At 64.5% G+C, this 18,124-nt stretch carries 20 protein-coding genes and 3 tRNA genes; 7 read left to right on the top strand and 16 right to left on the bottom strand.

Features of this window, described 5'->3' with window-relative positions; all coding sequences use genetic code 11:
- Positions 1-693 (top strand): ABC transporter permease, encoded by a 693-nt coding sequence (locus tag C7H85_RS06620; protein WP_106728925.1) that lies wholly within the window; start codon positions 1-3, stop codon positions 691-693.
- A 107-nt stretch (positions 694-800) separates the two neighbouring features.
- Here C7H85_RS06620 and xthA read toward each other — a convergent pair whose 3' ends face one another.
- A complete protein-coding gene (xthA, locus tag C7H85_RS06615) occupies positions 801-1,610 on the bottom strand; it encodes an exodeoxyribonuclease III (RefSeq protein ID WP_106728924.1) in 810 nt (269 codons plus the stop codon).
- A gap of 47 nt (positions 1,611-1,657) precedes the next feature.
- Complete coding sequence (locus tag C7H85_RS06610; RefSeq protein ID WP_106728923.1) at positions 1,658-2,419, bottom strand: SDR family oxidoreductase; 762 nt, start codon at positions 2,417-2,419, stop codon at positions 1,658-1,660.
- A 192-nt stretch (positions 2,420-2,611) separates the two neighbouring features.
- Between C7H85_RS06610 and C7H85_RS06605 the strand changes: the two genes are divergently transcribed.
- On the top strand, positions 2,612-3,634 hold the full coding sequence (locus C7H85_RS06605; protein WP_106728922.1) for an efflux RND transporter periplasmic adaptor subunit: 1,023 nt from the start codon (positions 2,612-2,614) through the stop codon (positions 3,632-3,634).
- Complete coding sequence (locus tag C7H85_RS06600; RefSeq protein ID WP_106728921.1) at positions 3,621-6,710, top strand: efflux RND transporter permease subunit; 3,090 nt, start codon at positions 3,621-3,623, stop codon at positions 6,708-6,710. Before C7H85_RS06605 ends, C7H85_RS06600 begins: the two co-directional genes overlap by 14 nt.
- A gap of 84 nt (positions 6,711-6,794) precedes the next feature.
- Here C7H85_RS06600 and wrbA read toward each other — a convergent pair whose 3' ends face one another.
- The 3 genes from wrbA to C7H85_RS06585 form a co-directional block, all read right to left on the bottom strand.
- Positions 6,795-7,391 (bottom strand): NAD(P)H:quinone oxidoreductase, encoded by a 597-nt coding sequence (wrbA, locus tag C7H85_RS06595; RefSeq protein ID WP_106728920.1) that lies wholly within the window; start codon positions 7,389-7,391, stop codon positions 6,795-6,797.
- Between the two features lie 97 nt (positions 7,392-7,488).
- A tRNA-Tyr gene (locus C7H85_RS06590) sits at positions 7,489-7,573 on the bottom strand.
- 55 nt (positions 7,574-7,628) lie between these two features.
- Positions 7,629-7,713, bottom strand: a tRNA-Tyr gene (locus C7H85_RS06585).
- Between the two features lie 124 nt (positions 7,714-7,837).
- On the opposite strand from C7H85_RS06585, the gene C7H85_RS06580 reads away from it, so the two are divergent.
- A complete protein-coding gene (locus tag C7H85_RS06580) occupies positions 7,838-8,314 on the top strand; it encodes a VC2046/SO_2500 family protein (protein ID WP_106728919.1) in 477 nt (158 codons plus the stop codon).
- On the opposite strand, the gene C7H85_RS06575 is transcribed toward C7H85_RS06580, so the two are convergent.
- From C7H85_RS06575 to C7H85_RS06550, 6 genes are all read right to left on the bottom strand, one after another.
- Complete coding sequence (locus tag C7H85_RS06575; protein WP_106728918.1) at positions 8,311-9,393, bottom strand: ketoacyl-ACP synthase III; 1,083 nt, start codon at positions 9,391-9,393, stop codon at positions 8,311-8,313. The two genes, C7H85_RS06580 and C7H85_RS06575, sit on opposite strands and share 4 nt — an antisense overlap.
- 103 nt (positions 9,394-9,496) lie before the next feature.
- Positions 9,497-9,877: a thiol-disulfide oxidoreductase DCC family protein gene (locus C7H85_RS06570; RefSeq protein ID WP_245879592.1), complete on the bottom strand. Its 381-nt coding sequence runs from the start codon at positions 9,875-9,877 to the stop codon at positions 9,497-9,499.
- Positions 9,878-9,949: 72 nt separating this feature from the next.
- Positions 9,950-11,425 carry a carboxypeptidase M32 gene (locus C7H85_RS06565; protein ID WP_106728917.1) on the bottom strand — a complete coding sequence of 492 codons (1,476 nt, stop codon included), beginning with the start codon at positions 11,423-11,425 and terminating at the stop codon, positions 9,950-9,952.
- Between the two features lie 32 nt (positions 11,426-11,457).
- Complete coding sequence (gene smrA / locus C7H85_RS06560) at positions 11,458-12,039, bottom strand: DNA endonuclease SmrA (protein ID WP_106728916.1); 582 nt, start codon at positions 12,037-12,039, stop codon at positions 11,458-11,460.
- A gap of 117 nt (positions 12,040-12,156) precedes the next feature.
- A complete protein-coding gene (locus tag C7H85_RS06555; RefSeq protein WP_106728915.1) occupies positions 12,157-12,297 on the bottom strand; it encodes a DUF3149 domain-containing protein in 141 nt (46 codons plus the stop codon).
- Between the two features lie 69 nt (positions 12,298-12,366).
- Positions 12,367-13,224, bottom strand: a complete 858-nt coding sequence (locus C7H85_RS06550; protein WP_106728914.1) for a TraB/GumN family protein — start codon at positions 13,222-13,224, stop codon at positions 12,367-12,369.
- Positions 13,225-13,300: 76 nt separating this feature from the next.
- On the opposite strand from C7H85_RS06550, the gene C7H85_RS06545 reads away from it, so the two are divergent.
- Entirely contained in the window at positions 13,301-13,636 is a 336-nt protein-coding gene (locus tag C7H85_RS06545; protein ID WP_106728913.1) for a DUF1904 domain-containing protein, read from the top strand.
- A gap of 4 nt (positions 13,637-13,640) precedes the next feature.
- On the opposite strand, the gene C7H85_RS06540 is transcribed toward C7H85_RS06545, so the two are convergent.
- The 3 genes from C7H85_RS06540 to C7H85_RS06530 all read right to left on the bottom strand — a co-directional run bounded on the left by C7H85_RS06540 (position 13,641) and on the right by C7H85_RS06530 (position 15,879).
- Positions 13,641-14,471 (bottom strand): SDR family oxidoreductase, encoded by an 831-nt coding sequence (locus tag C7H85_RS06540; RefSeq protein ID WP_106728912.1) that lies wholly within the window; start codon positions 14,469-14,471, stop codon positions 13,641-13,643.
- Between the two features lie 115 nt (positions 14,472-14,586).
- A tRNA-Arg gene (locus tag C7H85_RS06535) sits at positions 14,587-14,662 on the bottom strand.
- A gap of 83 nt (positions 14,663-14,745) precedes the next feature.
- Positions 14,746-15,879: a flagellar assembly protein T N-terminal domain-containing protein gene (locus C7H85_RS06530; protein WP_245879591.1), complete on the bottom strand. Its 1,134-nt coding sequence runs from the start codon at positions 15,877-15,879 to the stop codon at positions 14,746-14,748.
- 198 nt (positions 15,880-16,077) lie between these two features.
- Between C7H85_RS06530 and C7H85_RS06525 the strand changes: the two genes are divergently transcribed.
- Together C7H85_RS06525 and C7H85_RS06520 are read left to right on the top strand one after the other, a co-directional pair.
- Positions 16,078-16,929 (top strand): FlgO family outer membrane protein, encoded by an 852-nt coding sequence (locus C7H85_RS06525; protein ID WP_106728911.1) that lies wholly within the window; start codon positions 16,078-16,080, stop codon positions 16,927-16,929.
- Complete coding sequence (locus tag C7H85_RS06520; RefSeq protein ID WP_106728910.1) at positions 16,919-17,323, top strand: LPP20 family lipoprotein; 405 nt, start codon at positions 16,919-16,921, stop codon at positions 17,321-17,323. The genes C7H85_RS06525 and C7H85_RS06520 overlap by 11 nt, the downstream gene beginning before the upstream one ends.
- Positions 17,324-17,370: 47 nt before the next feature.
- Here C7H85_RS06520 and flgN read toward each other — a convergent pair whose 3' ends face one another.
- Together flgN and flgM are read right to left on the bottom strand one after the other, a co-directional pair.
- On the bottom strand, positions 17,371-17,784 hold the full coding sequence (flgN, locus tag C7H85_RS06515; protein WP_106728909.1) for a flagellar export chaperone FlgN: 414 nt from the start codon (positions 17,782-17,784) through the stop codon (positions 17,371-17,373).
- A 2-nt stretch (positions 17,785-17,786) separates the two neighbouring features.
- Entirely contained in the window at positions 17,787-18,104 is a 318-nt protein-coding gene (gene flgM / locus C7H85_RS06510) for a flagellar biosynthesis anti-sigma factor FlgM (RefSeq protein WP_106728908.1), read from the bottom strand.
- Positions 18,105-18,124 lie beyond the last annotated feature (20 nt).

Here is an 18,124-nt window from a genome sequence, read left to right as displayed (position 1 = left end):
ATGGACTTTTCAATCATCGTGAATGAATGGGACGTGTACTGGCAGGGGCTGTACACCACGGTGTTCCTGGTGGCGCTGTCACTGCTGCTGGGGCTGCTGATCGCGGTGCCCACCGGCATCTGCCGCAACAGCCACAACTGGCTGCTCAAGGGACCGGCCTGGGCCTATATCTACTTCTTCCGCGGCACGCCCCTGTTGGTACAGCTGTTCTTGATCTACTACGGGGCCGGCCAGTGGACCTGGCTGCGGGAATCGGTGGCCTGGGAACTGTTCAGCCAGGCCTGGTTCTGCGCCATCCTGGCCTTTACCCTCAATACCGGGGCCTACACCGCCGAGATCATCCGCGGCGCCATCAATGCCATGCCCAAGGGGCAGGTGGAAGCGGCCTATGCCTATGGCATGAGCCGGATGACCACGTTGCGGCGGATCATTCTGCCCAACTCCTTCCGTCGCGCCCTGCCGGCCTACAGCAACGAAGTGATCTTCATGCTGCACGGCTCGGCGGTGGCCGGGGTCATCACCATCGCCGACCTCACCGGCGCGGCGCGCATCGTCAACTCCCGCTACTATTCGCCGTTCGAGGCGTTCCTGGCGGCGGGGCTGATCTACATGTGCCTGACCTTCCTGCTGGTGTGGGGCTTTCGCAAGCTGGAAAATCGCTGGTTCCGCCATCTGAAGCCGAGAACGGCGTAAGACCAGGGGACTGGGGATCCGGGACTTGGGATGGGTGATAATTTCCAGTCCCCAGTCCCCAGTCCCCAGTCCCCAGTCCCCAGTCCCCGGTCCCAAATCCCTGCGCTTTATTCCCCGAAACTGGCCCAGATGGGGGCGTGATCCGAGGGTTTCTCCAGCCCGCGCAGCTGGTAGTCGATACCGGTGTCGGTCAGCCGCTCGGCCAGTGGCCGGGTCGCCAGGATCAGATCGATGCGCAGGCCCCGGTTGTCGTCGAAGCCCCGGCTGCGGTAGTCGAACCAGGAATAGGTCTGGTCCTCCTCCGGGTGCTGCAACCGCCAGGTGTCCACCAGCCCCCAGCCCAGCAGCCGGTCCATCCATTCCCGCTCTTCCGGCAGGAAGGAGCACTTGCCCTCGCGCAGCCAGCGCTTGCGGTTGGCTTCGCCGATGCCGATATCCAGATCGGTATGGGAAATATTCATGTCCCCGATCACCACCAGGGCGTCGTCGGGTCGGTGATACTCGTTCAGGTAGCGTTGCAGATCCGCGTAGAAGCGGGTCTTGGCCGGAAACTTGGTGTCGTGGCTGCGGTTTTCCCCCTGGGGGAAGTAGCCGTTGAGCACGGTGAGCAGGCTGCCGTCGGGGCGGGCGAAACGGCCGATGATCAGACGGCGCTGGGCGTCCTCGTCGTCGCCGGGAAAGCCCTTGCGGATCTCGACGGGCTCCGCCTTGCTCAGCAGGGCCACGCCGTAATGGCCTTTCTGGCCGTGGAAATGCACCCGGTAGCCCATGCCCTCGACCGCCGCGAGCGGAAAGGCGTCATCGTGTACCTTGGTTTCCTGCAGGCCGATGATATCCGGCTGGTGTTTATCGATCAGCGCCTGCAACTGCGGCAGCCTGGCTCTCAGCCCATTGATATTGAAGGAAATAACTTTCATGACGTCGCCAAACAGAGAAATTTGGCCTCATGCTAGCAGAAAGCCGGCTATTCGGCAGCCGGGTTGTCCAGGTAGATCATCCGTTTGCTCATGCCGCCATCGACGATGAACTCCTGGCCGGTGATGAAACCGGCTTCCGCCGAGAGCAGAAAACGGGCCAGGGCCGCCACGTCTTCCGCCTCGCCGACTCGGCCCGCCGGGTGCTGGCGATGGTCCGCCGGGCTGGGCGGCGGCTCGTTCTTGCCGGGCTGCAAGGCGCTGACATCAATCCAGCCCGGGCTGATGGCATTGACCCGGATCTCCGGGCCCAGGCTGACGGCCAGGGCGTGGGTCAGGGCGATCAGGCCGCCCTTGGCGGCGGCGTAGGCTTCGCTGTCCGGCTCCGACTGATGGGCGCGGGTGGAGCCGATGTTGACGATGGCGGAGCCCGGCCTGAGCAGGTTTGCCATGTGCTTGCAGATCAGCATGGGGCCGGTGAGGTTGACCGCCAGCACCCGTTGCCAGTGCACCAGGGACAGCTGCTGGATCGACTCGTGGTAGGGCAGGCTGATGGCGGCGTTGTTGACGATGCCGGTCAGCCGGCCGAACTGGCGTTCGATCAGCCGGCTGAGGGTCTGTACCGACTGTTCATCGGCCACGTCCAGGTGCACCAGCTGCAGGCCGGGCAACTGGGCTTCATCCAGCTCGGTGAGGGCATACTTGTCGATGTCGAGGCCGAGCACCTGATAGTCGTGCTGCAGGAAATAGCGGGTCATGCCCAGCCCCAGGCCTCGGGCCGCGCCGGTGATCAGTATCTTGCCCTGGCTCATGGTGTCTCTCCTTGACCGAATGTAATTCAGGGTTAACCGCCTCTAATTAATAAGCGTAGTGGGATTTTTAACGGGCTGTCACTGTCTCGCCGGTGGCCTTGCCACACTTTGTCACATCTTTGTGGGTGACTGACATAGTCTGGCCGGGCGAAACGGGTACACTGATGCCAGCAGCAGACAAGGGATAAGAGCATGTGGAACAAGGGTAAATACCTGGGAGTCGTGTTGGGGGGCCTGCTGGTCTTGCCTCCGCTGGCCGGGGCGCAGAGCGGTCCCCTGGTGTCTACCGTGCGGGTGGTCGAGCAGCCGGTGCAGTCCGAAGTGGAGTTGATTGGTACCCTCAAGGCCAACCAGGAAGTGGCCATCGCGCCCCAGGTCAGCGCCCGGGTGACCCGGGTCCACTTCGTTCCGGGACAACAGGTGGAACAGGGGCAAACCCTGCTGAGCCTGGACGACAGGGCGACGCAGGCGGCGGTGAAGGAAGCCGAGGCGGCGCTGATGGACGCCCGCCGCATCCTCAACAATTACCAGACCCTGTTCCGGCGCAAGGCGGTCACCCAGACCGAGCTGGAAGGGCAGCAGGCGGCGGTCGCCATGGCCGAGGCCAAGTTGCAGGCCGCCCGGGTCGAGGCGGATTACCTGACCCTGAAGGCGCCCTTTGCCGGCGTGATCGGACTGAGCGACGTGGCGCCCGGCATGCTGCTCGGCGCCAATACGCCGGTGGCGGATCTGCTGGATATCGGCACCTTGAAACTGGATCTGGCGGTGCCGGAAAAATATTTCCGCAAGCTCAGGGTGGGCGAGCAACTGACCGCCGTCACCGATGCCTACGGCCGGCAGCCCTTTATCGGTGAGCTGGCGGTGATCGCCCCCAGCGTCAACGCCGACACCCTCAATGCCGGGGTGCGGCTGGTGTTCGACAACAGCGGCGGCCTGCTGGTGCCCGGCATGCTGATGCGGGTGCAGCTCAGCCTGAACAACAGCCTGCAGTCGGTGATCCCGGCCCAGAGCCTGCTGTACGCGGGCAACCAGCGCTATGTGTTCGTGGTGGACGAGAGCGGCAAGGTCAGCCGCCGCACCGTGGAAGTCGGCGCCAACCTGGGAGAGCTGGTCACCATCGCCGCCGGGCTGGAGCCGGGCGAGCAGGTGATCAGCGAGGGCACCGTCAAGGTGCGCGACGGCATGCAGGTGGAGGTCAAGCGTGAAGCTCTCTGACATTTCCATCTCCCGGCCGGTACTGGCCACGGTGGTGAGCCTGATGCTGTGCGTGTTCGGGCTGATCTCCTTCCTCGAACTGCCCCTGCGGGAGATGCCCGACACTACCTCGCCGATAGTCACGGTACGCACCGACTACACCGGGGCCAGCGCCGCCGTGCTGGAAACCCAGGTGAGCAAGCGGCTGGAAGACGAACTGTCCGGCATCAGCGGGGTCAAGTTCATCAGTTCCAGCACCACCGACGGCAGCTCGCGCATCACCATCGAATTCGATCCCAGCCGGGATCTGGACAACGCCGCCAGCGACGTGCGCGAGGCGGTATCCCGCGCCTCGCGCCGGCTGCCCGACGAGGCGGACGCCCCCATCGTCACCAAGGACACCGGCCGCAACGACGTCATCCTGTGGGTGACCCTGAGATCCACCGGCATGTCGGCGCTGGATCTGGGCGACTATGCCCAGAACGTGCTGGCGGATCGCTTCAGCCTGCTCGACGGGGTCAGCTCGGTGTGGGTCGGCGGGCGCAAGGAGCGGGTGATGAACGTACGCCTGGATCCGGCCGCCATGGCGGCGCGCGGGGTGACGGTGGCGGACATCGGCGCCGCCCTGCGCGCCCAGAACGTGGAGTTGCCGGCCGGCACCCTGGAAAACGCCCAGCAGAATTTCGCCACCCGGATCCAGCGCGGCTACGAGCAGGCGGTGAACTTCGAGAACCTGACCATCCGCCGTATCGACGCCGGCAGCCGGGTCTATCTGCGCGACGTGGCCGAGGTGTGGGAAGGGGAAAAGCCCGAGGATACCCTGTTCCGCTCCAACGGCCTTAACGTGGTGGGCCTTGGGATCGTCAAGCAGACCCAGGCCAACACCCTGGACGTGGTCAACGAGGTCAAGCAGGCGGTGCTGGCCCAGCAGCCGTTTCTGCCACAAGGCACCGAGCTGACCTGGACCTACGACAGCTCGGTGTTTATCGAAAGCGCCATCGGCGAGGTGTACCAGACCCTGATGATCACCGTGGGCCTGGTGGTGCTGGTGATCTACATCTTCCTCGGCCAGGTCAGGGCGACCCTGATCCCGGCCATTACCGTGCCGGTATCGCTGGTCAGCGCCTTTATCGTAGCACTGGCTATGGGGTTTTCGGTCAACCTCATCACCTTGATGGCGCTGATCATGGCCATCGGCCTGGTGGTGGATGACGCCATCGTGGTGCTGGAAAACATCTACCACCACCTGGAGCGGGGCCGCTCGCCGCTGGCCGCCGCCTATCACGGTGCCCGGGAAGTGGGCTTCGCGGTCATCGCCACCACCCTGACCCTGATCTCGGTGTTCCTGCCCATCGTGTTCATGGGCGGCATCATCGGCCGCATCTTTACCGAGTTCGCGGTGCTGCTGGCCTCGGCGGTGGCGTTTTCCTCGCTGGTGGCGCTGACCCTGACCCCGGTGATGGGCAGCAAGATCCTCAAACCCCACAGCCAGTCGGGCTGGCTGGCCCGGCATTTCGACTCCGGCTTCGCCCGGCTGGAAAGCGGCTACCGGCGCCTGCTCGGCAGCGAGCTCGGCCATGTCTGGTGGGCGCCGCTGGTGATGGTGGTGGCGCTGGTGCTGATTGGCCTGCTGTTCCGCGCCATCCCCCAGAGCCTGACGCCGAAGGAGGACAGGGGCGTGGTCTTCGTCATGGTGCGCGGCGCCGAGGGCGCCAGCTTCGAGCGCATGACCCGGGCCATGGGTGAAGTGGAGGAGCGGCTGACCCCGCTGCTCGACGAGGGGCTGGCCACCAGCCTGACGGTGCGCACCCCCGGCTTCGGTGGCGGGGTAAACAGCGGCATGGTGATCGCCAGCCTGGAAACCTGGGACCGGCGCGATGTCCCGGCGGAAACCCTGGTGACGCGGATCCGCGGCATGACCCGGGACGTGGCCGATGTGCTGGTGATCCCGATACTGCCGTCGTCCATCCGCAGCGGCTCCACCTCGCCGGTGGAATTCGTGCTGGGCGGGGCCGACTACGACGAACTCTACCTATGGGCCGAGCAGCTGCGGGATCTGGCACGGGACAACCCGGGGCTGAGCGATCTGGATCTGGACTACGCCCAGACCAAGCCCGAACTGCTGGTCGAGGTGGATCAGCAGCGGGCGGCCAAGCTCGGCATTTCGGTCAGCGAGGTGGCCGACAGCCTCAACGTGATGCTGGGCGGCCAGGCCATCACCACCTATTCCCGCCAGGGCGAGGAGTACGACGTCTACCTCAAGGGGCGGGAAGAGGCGTTCAGCCGGCTGACCGATCTGGCCGGCATCTACCTGCGCAGCAGTGGCGGCGAGCTGGTCTCGCTGGACAACCTGGTCTCGCTCAACGAGCAGGGCGCCTCTCCCTCGCTCAACCACTACAACCGCAAGAAGGCCATTACCCTCAGCGCCAACCTGGTGGGCAATTACAGCCAGGGCGAGGCGCTGGACTACCTGGACGAACAGGTGCGCGAGCATCTGCCCGACAATGCCACCGTGGATTACAAGGGCGAGTCGCTCGAGTACAAGTCCAACCAGGGCGACGTGGCCTTCGTGTTCGGGCTGGCGCTGGTGGTGGTGTTCCTGATCCTGGCGGCCCAGTTCGAGAGCTTTATCCACCCCTTCATCGTGCTGCTGACGGTGCCGCTGGGGCTGCTCGGCGGCCTGCTGGGGCTCTACCTGGCCGGCATGACCCTCAATGCCTACAGCCAGATAGCCCTGGTGATGCTGATCGGCCTGGTGACCAAGAACGGCATCCTGATCGTGGAGTTCGCCAACCAGTTGCGGGACCGGGGGCTGTCGTTCCACGACGCGCTGGTGGAGGCGGCGGTGCGTCGCCTGAGGCCTATCCTGATGACCGCCTTCACCACGGTGGCGGGCTCCATTCCGCTGATTCTGGCCAGCGGGGCCGGGGCCGAGAGCCGGCAGGCGGTGGGGATAGTGGTGTTTGCCGGGGTGTCCCTGGCCACCCTGCTCACCCTCTTTATCGTGCCGGCCATGTACCGGATGCTGGCGCGCCACACCCATTCGCCGGAGCACCAGCAGCAACGGCTCAACGAGGCGCTGAAAGAACAGCCCTGAGTGCCCGACGTGGCAAGCCGGCAGCAAAACAAACGGGAAGCCTTGAGGCTTCCCGTTCCGTGTCGTCAATCGACTTTCCAGCTTTCAGCCCAGCCTGGCCGTCATCCTGGCCACGTGCTCGCCCTGGAAGCGGGCCATGTTCAGCTCCTGCCCGGTCGGCTGGCGGCTGCCGTCGGCACCCGCTATGGTGGCGGCGCCGTAGGGCGAGCCGCCGTGCAGTTCCTGCAAATCCGCGAGATCCGCGCAGGAATAGGGCAGGCCCACTATCATCATGCCGTGGTGGGCCAGGGTGTTCCAGGTCGAGGTGATGGTGGTTTCGTTGCCGCCGCCGGTGCCGGTGGAGGTGAAGACGCTGCCGACCTTGCCGATAAGCGCGCCCTTTACCCACAGGCCACCGGTCTGATCCCAGAAGTTGCGCATCTGGGCGCACATGTTGCCGAAGCGGGTGGGGGTGCCGACGATAATGGCGTCATACTCCGCCAGCTCGGCGGGGCTGGCGATGGGCGCCGGCTGGTTGGTCTTGGCCCCGCTCTTTTCCAGCACCTCCGCCGGCACCAGCTCGGGCACCCGCCTGAGCGTGACCTCGGTATCGGCCACCTGCTCGGCACCTTCCTTGATCGCATAGGCCAGGGTCTCGATATGGCCATACATCGAGTAATAAACAACCAGTATTTTCTTCATGAGTTGCCTCCTGTGGATGGGTTCCTAGGAGTATAGACACGATCGGAGATGATACGGCGGGCACGAAAAAGCCGGTGCGATGCACCGGCTTGAAGGATGGTGGAGGGGACTGGATTCGAACCAGTGAAGGCTGAGCCGTCAGATTTACAGTCTGATCCCTTTGGCCACTCGGGAACCCCTCCACGAGTAAACTTTTTATATTGTAGATTAGCGCACAGAGCATTAATCGAGGATAGATGGTGGAGGGGACTGGATTCGAACCAGTGAAGGCTGAGCCGTCAGATTTACAGTCTGATCCCTTTGGCCACTCGGGAACCCCTCCACACTTTGTGGGGCGCATACTACCAAACTGAACGGCTTTGTGAACCCCTTAAAAACAATTAATTTCCTAAAAAAAGGCGATTGGCTGCCGATAACCGTTTAAATGCCTAATATTTGCACTTTTCATGCTGCCAGAGATCGCCGCCAATTTGCTTGTAAACGACAGCCAGCTCGGTGACCGCCTCAATCAGGCGGTCCACGAGGGGCGTCGTGGCGATTTTGGCCTGCTGCTGGCGCTGATTTCGGATGATGCCCGGGATCTGCCGCGCATCGACGAGCCGAAAGACGAGCGGGGTGCCCCCGACTGGCGAGGCTACTTCGAGCTGCCCGCGGCGGACCCGCTGTACGCCACCGACAGCGATCGCCGCCGCGCCCCGCAGTTGTCGGCCCTGGCCGGCGAGCTGCAGCAGGACAGCCTGCGGCTGCTGCTGGCGATGCGGGCCGAGCCGCTGCGGGTAACGGATGAGGTGTTGCCGGCGGAGGTCAGCGGCAACCTCAATCCCCGCACCCTGGCCCGCCTGAACGGGGCGCTGAATGTCGGGTTGCCGGTGCAGCCCGAACGCATGCTGGCGGTGCTGGAGGCGGTGCACGCCACCGCTTAACCACCACGGGCCCGGCGGCAGCCGGCGATGGCCGGGGCGAGCAGTTCCAGCGCGCTCTGGTTGCAGGGCGGCAGGGTGGCGTCGCTGGCGTGCAGCGGCGTCACCCGCTCTCCCCACCGGATGAGCCCGGCACCCCAGGTCAGGCCGGCACCGAAGGCAGCGGTCAGCAGCAGGGCACCGGGCCGGATCCGGCCCTGCTCCAGCGCCTCGCACAGGGCGATGGGCACGGTGGCGGCGGAGGTGTTGCCGTACTGGCCGATGTTGATCATCACCTTGTCTGTGGGCAGCTCCATTTTCCTGGCCAGGGTCTCGATGATGCGCACATTGGCCTGGTGGGGCAGCAGCAGGTCGATATCCTGTCCTGTCACCCCGGCCCGGGCCAGCACGGTGGCGGCCGCCTCTCCCATGCCCTTCACCGCGCGTTTGAAGATTTCCTTGCCTTCGAAGTTCACCTCGAACAGGCCGTCGACATGCTCGAAACGCTGGCGGGCGGTGCCCGAATCCGGCACCGCCAGTATCGCCCGGGCCTCGGCATCGCAGCCCAGCTTGTCGGCGATGAGCCCCAGCGGCGCATCGCCGGCTTCCAGCACCACGGCGCCGGCGCCGTCGCCGAACAGCACGGCGGTATCGCGCTGGGTCCAGTCCAGGTAATGGGTCAGCCGTTCGGCGCCGATCACCAGCACCTTGCGCATGCTGCCGGCTTTGATCAGGGCGCTGCCGACACTCAGCCCGTAGATGAAGCCGGTACAGGCGGCATTGATGTCGAACACGGCGGCACCGGTGGCGCCCAGCCGTTGCTGCACGGCGGAGGCGGCGCTGGGCACCAGGCTGTCGGGGCTGGCGGTGGCCAGTATGATGCCGTCCAGCCGGGCGGCGGCCAGGCCGGCGGCGGCCAGGGCGTGGCGGGCGGCCACCGTGGCCAGTTGGGAGGTGTCGACGTGGGCGATGCGCCGGGAACGGATACCGGTGCGGCTGTATATCCATTCATCGGAGGTGTCGAGAAAGGTGCTGAGATCGTCGTTGCTGAGGGCGGCCGGCGGGAGACACTTGCCCCAACCGGTAATATTGGCGTAACGCATGGGCGGCCTGCTTCGCTTGAGGGTATGCAGGCGATTATGCCCCAGCTCGCCAGCACTGTCATGGGGGCGTAACCAGGTTGGGCCTGCGTCGGACCGGCGGCGATCAGAGCCGGCCCTGCTGCTCCAGGCGGTTTCTGACCCAGGTGCGATACAGCCAGGACAGGCAGGGACGGATCAGCGGCAGCCCCATCAGCCAGGCCAGTGGCCTGAGCCGGGGCAGGCGTTTCATCAGCAGGATGTAGGCATCCAGTTCAGAGAAGATTTCGCCGTCGGCGTTTTGCACGTGCAGCTCCTGCAGGGCCCGCTGCGGGCTGATGCCGAGGCTCAGCAGTACATCTTCCTTGCCGGTGATATCGAACCAGTAGATGTCGTCACCGCTGTCGCCGGCCCAGCGCTCGTAGCGGGCCCTGTCCTTCACGCATCCCTCGCAGGAGCCATCATAAAATACCACCAGCTGGTGGCGGGGCTTTTTTCCGTCCATCATGCTGCCCTCCTGGGCCCGTCGGCTCCATCCATGGAACCCCGTCACTATCAGCATAGTGCAGCATAGTGCGGTTCAGCCCAAATATCGTTGCTCCAGGTGGGATCTGAACGGTGCGGGATCCAGCGCCTGGCCGCAGGCCCGGGTCATCAGGGTGGCGGTATCCTGCAGGCTGGCGTGCTGCCAGATGTGTTGCCGCAGCCAGTGGAAGATGGGGCTCATGTCTTCGGCGATCAGCGCCTCCAGCGGACCCAGCTGCCGCTGCATGGCGGCGGCCTGCTGGGCGGCGTAGATGGCCCCCAGGGTGTAGCTCGGGAAGTAGCCGAAGCTGCCGTCGGTCCAGTGGATGTCCTGCAGGCAGCCGTCCCGGTAGTTGCCCCGGGTGTCGAGGCCGAGATAGCGCTGCATCAGTTGATCCCAGCGCTCGGGCAGGTCCCGCGCCTCCAGCTTGCCTTCGATCAGATCCCGCTCGATTTCGTAGCGCAGCATGATATGGGCCGGGTAGGTGACCTCGTCCGCGTCGACCCGGATCAGGCCCGGTGCGACCCGGGTATAGAGCCGGGCCAGGTTGTCGGCGGCAAAGGCCGGCTGGGGGCCGAAATGGGTGTCCAGCAGGGGCGCCAGCCGGGCGATAAAAGTCGGGTGGCGGGCCAGCTGCATTTCGAAGAACAGGCTTTGGGATTCGTGCACCCCCATGGATCTGGCCTGGCCGACCGGCAGCTTGCGCAGGGCCGCAGGCAGGCCCTGCTCGTAACGGGCGTGGCCGGTTTCATGGATGATGCCCATCAGGGCCTGGGTGACGTCCTGCTCGTTGTAGCGGGTGGTGAGGCGGACATCCTCGCTGACCCCGCCGCAGAAGGGGTGGGCGCTGACGTCCAGCCGGCCGTGGTTGAAATCGAAGCCGAGCAGCCGCATCACTTCCAGCCCCAGCGCTTTCTGGCGTTCGATGGCGAACGGACCCCGGGGCGCCAGCAACGGTTCGCCGCGCTGTTTTTCCTGTACCTCGCCGATAAGCCCCGGCAGCCAGCCGCGGAGCCCGTCGAACAGCGGGTCCAGCCGGGCGCTGCGCATGCCCGGCTCGTACTTTTCCAGCAGGCTGTCGTAGCGCGACAGCCCCAGCGCCTCGGCCCGGGCCGAGGCGGCCTGGCGGGACAGGTTGAGTACTTCCTCGAACAGCGGCAGAAAGCCGGCCCAGTCGTTGGCCGGGCGCAGGCTGCGCCAGGCATGCTCGCAACGGGAGCCGGCCAGGGACAACTGGCGCACCAGGTCCGCCGGCAGCAGGGTGGCATCGCGCCAAGCGCGCTGCATTTCCCTGAGGCCGGTGGCCTGTTCCGGTGCCAGCGGCTCCTGCTCGGCGGCGGCGAACCAGTCGCCGAGGCACGGATCCTGCAATTGCCGATGGCAGAGCACCGCCAGGGTGCTCAGCGCCTCGGCCCGGGCCTCGTTGCCGCCCGGCGGCATCATGGTCGCCTGATCCCAGCCGCAGATGGCGCCCAGGTGCTGCAGATGATGCAGCTGTTCGAAGTGTTCCACCAATAAGGCGTATGACATAGAGGGATTCCTTTGGTCGTGGATAAAGGGAGTCAGCCCAGCCGGCTCTGCAGGCGTTCGCGGGTGTCCTGCTTGGCGCGTTCGCTCTTGCGCAGCAGCACATAGAGGCTGCCGGTGCCGCCATGGGGCCGCTGGGTGCTGTGGCAGGCGAGCACCTCCGGCAGCTGTGGCAGCCAGCCGGAGACATAGCTTTTCAGCAGGGCCTGGGGCTGGCCGCGTTCGCCCTTGCCGTGCACCACGATCACCGAGCGCAGATCCAGCCGCCGGCAGTCGCGCATAAAGCCGAGCAGGGCCCGGCGGGCCTGTTCGATGCTGTGGTTGTGCAGATCAAGCCGGGCTTCGCAGGGGTACTTGCCGAGGCGCAGCTTCTTGAATACCCCATCCTGCACCCCGGGCTTCTTGTAGCTGACGACATCGTCCGGCCTAAGCAGGGTGACGGTGTCCAGCGACAGGCCGGGTTGCTGGCCGGCGGGGTCGCTTTCGGCGGCCTGGCGCCGGGCCTGCAGGCTGTCGGCGTCCCGCTCCGGGCGTGGTGCCGCGGCCAGGGTGTCTTGCCGGAGCGGGGTCAGCCCGTCCAGTTCATGGAGAAATGAAGACCATTCGGAAGAAGACATAGCGACGGCTCCTCGAAAACGGGAATAGCCGCAGTATAAGCAAGTTGGGGAAAAGGGGAAACGGCAGACCCCGGGGGAGGAGGAGGTCGGGGTCCACCGTTGTTTAAACTGTAGGGATCAGCGGTTTTCGTCGGCGTTCTTTACCTTGTAGATGAAATAGCCCGCGTAGAAGCTGATCAGCAGCAGGGTGGCGATGATGACTATCATGGACATCAAGCCGACATCGCTGCCGAACATTAAATCAAGCCAGAATGCCATGGCCCGTCTCCTTTCCTGTGTGCCATGGGGGTATCTTAACGGGCCGGCGGGACGCCATGCTGATCCGGATCAATAAAGCGCCTTATCCTCGATTTTATTGAGGGTATAGCCGGCCTGCTCCAGCAGGGAGACCAGGCCCTGCTCGCCGTACAGGTGCAGGGCGCCGACCACCAGCAGGGCGTTGCGCGGCGCCAGCCGCTCCAGCCGCTCCAGCCAGCGGCGGTTGCGCTCCGCCAGCAAGCGCCGCTCGATAAAGTCGCCGAGTGCCGGGCTCTGCCCGGCGTCGAGCAAAGCCAGCAGGGCGGCTTCATCACCGCTCAGCCAGGTAGTGAGCAGGGTATCCAGGTGGCCCTGCATGCCGGGTAGCTCATCCAGGCTGTGGCGCACGAAATCCGCCTCCAGCCGGTGCTCCGCCAGGGTGGACAGCAGGCGGAACACCAGGGTAGGGGGTTCCAGCCCGGCGATAGGGATCCCCAACTGCCGGGCCCTGGCCTGCAGCTGCAGATCCACCCCCTGGCCGCTGGCAAAGCCCAGTTCCCGCGCCCTGGCCTGGGTGAGCTGCATGGCGGCAAACCAGGGGACGCTGTGCTGCAACGGGAGCAGGCCGGCCGACCGTATCGCGTCGTGCAGTTCGGCGGCGAGGCCGGTCCCCAGGCGGGTGGACCAGCCGTCGCCGGGAGGCAGGCTCAGCAGGGGGACGAGTTCGGCACCGGAGAGCGCCGCCGGATCGACTTCCAGCAGCAACAGCTCGCTGTCGGCCAGCACCTGGAGCAGCCGCGGCGGCAACCCGGCCAGCCGTTCGTCGGCGAGATGGATGGAGCCGAACAGCCACAACTGCCGTTCCCCCTTGCTGGCCGACCACAGGGCCGGCGCCGCCAGGCCGTGGCCGCACCACAACCACAACAAGAGATAGCCTAAAATTTTCATGTGCCCCCGCTGTTTTGTCCGACGGCTTGTGATTATGATGCCAATCTAGGTTGCCGTTAAGGAAAAGGAAACAGTTATGCCTCATCTGCGCTTTCGCGGGGTGTCCCGTGAAACGGTCAAACAGCTCAGCAAATCGCTGGTCGATACCCTGGCGCCGCTGGCCGGCAGTCCCAGAGAGCACTTTACCCTGGAATTCATCCCGGCCGAGTTCGTGCACCAGGGCCATGTGGTGGCCGGTTATCCCTTCGTCGAGGTGTTCTGGTTCGAACGCCCGCTGGAGGTGCAGGACCGGGTGGCCGCCGCCATTACCGAGGCCCTGCGGGCCCGGGTGGGGGACGAGCCGGACGTGGCCGTGGTCTTTACCCGGCTGGAAGGCCGCAATTACTACGAGAACGGCGGCCACTTCGGCTGATGCCTCAGCCGCCGGCCTTGAGCATCAGCCGGTCCAGCGCCCGATCGCTGAGCAGGCGCTTGAACCAGCCCATCATCACCGTGGCCCGGGTGACCGGGTAACGGGTTTTGGGCCTGGTGCTGGTCAGGGCGTGGTACACCGGTGCCATGCAAGCCTCGGCCGGCAGGCTGTAGCGGGAGCTGGGCCCGGGCTTTTGCAGCCTGGCAAGGGTTTGCCGGTAGCCTTGCCGGTGGCGACTGTGCTCCGGGTCGATATGGCGTAAGAAGGCCGCCCTGGCGTTGGCCCGGAAGCGGGTTTCTATGGGTCCGGGCTCCAGCAGGCTGACGTGGACGCCGGTGCCGGCCAGCTCCAGCCGCAGGGTGTCGGTATAGCCTTCGAGGGCGAACTTGGAGGCGTTGTAGGCGCCCCTGAACTGCATGGCCACCAGGCCCAGTACCGAGCTGTTCTGGACGATGCGCCCTTCCCCCGCCGCCAGCATGGTGGGCAGCAGCAGCCGGGTCAGGTGATGGGTGCCGAACAGATTGGTGTTGAACTGCTGCCGCAGGGCGGCGGTGGGCAGGTCTTCCAGCGCCCCGGGCTGGCCGTAGGCGCCGTTGTTGAACAACCCGTACAGGCTGCCGCCGGTGAGCACCAGCGCCTGTTCGACCCCGGCCTCAATACTGCCTTCGTCGGCCAGATCCAGCGCTACCGCCTGCAAGCCTTCCTGCTGCAGGCGCGCCACGTCTTCCGCCGTCCTGGCGGACGCCACCACCTGAAATCCCTGTTGCCTGAGGTAGTGGGCGGCACAATGGCCGATGCCGGAAGAACAACCGGTAATCAATACGCTGCGGGTCATAAACGGCTCCTGAACTGTCGATGTGGCTACTCTGCCGCCGATCGGGGCCGGCTGCAAGTATCGTCGCGGATGTTCAGGAACTGTGGCGCCGAAGCGCAAGAGGTAAATTAAGGAATGGCGCCCCCACCAGGACTCGAACCTGGATCGCCCGCTTAGGAGGCGGGTGCTCTATCCTGTTGAGCTATGAGAGCGTGAGCGCGAGTATATATAACTCGGGGGCCGAAGAGAACCCGGGGGCGGTCGAGTGCGTATAAAATCGGCAGCTCGCCCGGGGTCAGCGCTGGGTCAGTATGTCCCCGGGCATGACCCTGACCTGGCGGGCGCCGGCGTCGGCCGGCGCCAGCAGGCTGTAGTCCGGGTGGCTCTGCTGCACCACGAACTGGGCCAGGGAGGAACTTTCGCTGTAATAGCCCGGCTGCAGCTGGCGCCGGTGCATCAGGGTGAAGCGATCCCCGACCTGGATCCCGGCCTGGCGGCCCAGATCCATCAGTATGCCCTCGTCCGACTGCTGCAGGATATGACCGATGGCTTTCATGCAGGACTGGGCCTGGACGATATCCCGGCCGGCCCGCAGCAGCAGCTGGTTGATGGTTTCACCGTAGGCGGACTGCCAGAAGGCGGCATCGTGTACATTGACCTTGTCGTGCTTCCGGTAGGCCCAGGGCGCCTGCTGCCGGTATTGCCGCTGCAGCAGCAGCTCGCCGGTGAGGGCGTCTTCCAGGGTCAGTCGCAGCTGGAACTGGCGGGCCGGCTCGGAGAAGGTCCAGTCCACCCAGTTGCCGTCGGCCACGCTGATGTCTTCTATCGCACCGCTGAGCAGCAGCCGCGACTGCTGGTTGCGGGCCAGCAGATCCCCGCCCTGGCGCAGGCCCGGGCTGCGGGGCAGCCGGGTGTCGGTCGCCAGCTGATGAGGCAACTGTGTCATAAGATTGACGCTGTCGCCCAGGCGCTGGGCCAGCCGCTCGGTCACCGCCAGGCCCAGCTCGTAAATCTGCCCGATCTGGCCCTGCTCCGGGCGCAGCAGCGGGAACTGGGTCAGGGTCATGCCCGGCCGGTAACGGCCGATGCACTGGGGCTGGAGGTTTTCATCGGGCCAGATGTCGGCGCGGACCTTGAGCCAGAGCCGGCCCTGGGACTGGCGCTCTTCCAGGATCACATAGTCCATCAGCTCGCCCTGGGCGGTGATGTCGAGCCGTTGGCCCGACAGCATGCCGTTGGTGACCGACTGCACCGTGGTCAGGGAGGCGCCGGCCTGCAACAGGGTGTCGGCCAGCGCCTGCTCCAGCGCCTGTTGCCGGGCGGAGTCGGTGCCCATGCTCAAGGGGGCAGAGCCCTCGGCCTGGTACCAGTCGGCCACGCCGCCGAGCGGAAATAACAGTAACAGTATGGGCAGAGTTTTCGATTGCACGTGATTGGAACCTGGAGCCGATGTGAGTGGATAAGTTTAGGCAATATATATGCCAGAGATCTGGGTTCAAAAAGGCAACATGTCGCCGGGATCTCCGTGCTAATTAAATCGGTGGAATTCGATAAAGATTCAAACGCTGCCGCCGATAACAGGTGATGGAATAATCATAATTATTAACATTGAAGTAGGGAGCCCTCTATGTCGAGGCCATTGTTTTGTTTACTTTTGTTGGGATTGACCGCCTGTAGTAGCACCACCACTCAGCCTTCGAACAGAGGCGTCGATGGTTCCCCGCATGCCCATGGATTTGATGCCATCCATCACTACCTGCCTCATGATCATGCGGCCCATTATTATGAGCAAGGTCGAGCTACCGCCCATCAAGGATACGTTGGCCATTACAACGCCTATGGCAATGTCCGACAAAAAGTGCATGAAGATGGTCGGCTTTATGTGCCGGATCACCGCTCTCCTCGTCATATTCTGGATGGTATACCCATGCGTATGAGCGCCGGGGATCGTAGTGTTTACCTGCCGGCGGCGGGGCCGTCGATCGTCGGTGGCCAGACCCAGTTACAGCAACACATTTCGGCTATGGCACATAAATTGCTTTCCAGCGTGCATGGACTGGATGGAAGCACCGGTATTGCGGTGAGCGGTTTTGTCGATCAGGAAGATTACCGCTCGCAAGATAGTTTCAGTCGCTTCTTGTCTGAGTCCATGATGTTTCAGCTCAATCAGTATGGGTTAAGGGTGATTGATTTCAAAACATTGCCCTTTATTCGGATTACTCCCCAGGGAGATATCAGTGCCAGTCGAGACTATCGTCAACTGACGACCAATCTGGACGCTCGTTATCTGTTACATGGAACCGTTACCCGGGCGTCAGGAGGTCGTATGGTGAATGCTCGCTTGGTCAGAATGGGGGATAATTCCCTGGTAGCCAGCTCTCAGCAGTTTGTGCCCGAGTACCTGGCATCCAGTGTACCCAAGCTGGCGGGACCTGAGGTGGTCATGACACCGGAGCAAAGGAGCCGGTATGCGAAATAAGTTAGTCGCCCTGCTGGTGTTGGCCCTGAGCGGTTGCGCCGGCCAGGGCAGTGGCCCTTTTGCGGCCTCTTCTTCCCCGCGGCAGTTGCAGGCGGTGGGCTATGCACCCATCAGCCTGCAGCGGCCAGCCGATTATCAGCAAAAGCTGCTGCACGCCATGCGGGCTTCCCGCATGGACGCCTATCGGGAGCTGTCGGAACAGCTGGCGGGGGTAATGATATCGAGCTCCAGCCGGCTCGACAGCCATATCCTGCAGGACGGCACCGTCAGCAGCAGCAGCCGTGGCGTGGTCAGGGGCGCGCGGGTGGTGAACAGCTATCCCGACGGGGATATGTACGTGACCGAGCTGGAGCTGGATCTGGCGACCTATCAGAAATTGCGCCGGGGACAGTGAGATAATCCGGCACCAGGGACTGGTGGCTGACTCCCCGGCCCCCGCAGTCAGACCTTGAAGCCGGCTCCCTTGTTGATGCCCTTGGTATGGCCCTTTTGGTCGTAGGTCATGCTCTGCCGCTCATGCAGCCGGCTCAGGGTGTTGGCCAGTTTGCGGGTGCTGGCCAGGGACTGTTCGAGCACCTGCTCCGCCACCTGGTTCTGCTCCTGGCAGTCGCGCAGCAGGGCGCGGATGGCGGCTACCTGTGCGCCGTGGGTCGAGCTGAGCAGGGCGCGGTCGGGATGGGTCGACAGGCGGCCGTCGGTGGCCTGGATCTCCAGCAGCAGGGCCTGCTTGCGCTCGGTCAGGGGAGGGAGCTCCAGCGCCTTGCGCTTGACGAGCAGCGCCAGCTCCTGCCCGGTGAGCTCGAGCAGTAGCTGGAGCTGGGATTGTTGATGGTTCAGCAGCTCATCCAGGGTCATTGCTATAGGGTCTCGATATCCTGTTCAAGGTTGGCGATATTGGCGGCCAGCCGGTCGCTGTCAACCTGGTAGCTGCCCTCGTTGACTGCTTTTTTGAGCGCTTCCAGCCGGGCGCTGTTGTCCGGGGCCGGTGCGCTGGCCAGCGACTGTTGCATCTTGGTGAGCCGCTGCGCCTCCGGCGTCAGGCTGACCGAGTCCTGCTTCGCCTGGGGTGAAGCAGGCGCCTGGCCATTTTCGGCCTGGGGAGAAGCCTTGTATTTATTGCCGCCCACCGTCTGGGCGCCGCCGGTCAGCCCGGGGGGTAACTTGTCGATAGCCATGATGTTCCAATCCTGAATTG

Origin of the sequence: Zobellella endophytica (assembly GCF_003012775.1) — a bacterium.
In the GTDB taxonomy this organism is placed as follows: Bacteria; Pseudomonadota; Gammaproteobacteria; order Enterobacterales; family Aeromonadaceae; genus Oceanimonas; species Oceanimonas endophytica.
This window is presented reverse-complemented; position numbering and strand designations above follow the sequence as displayed.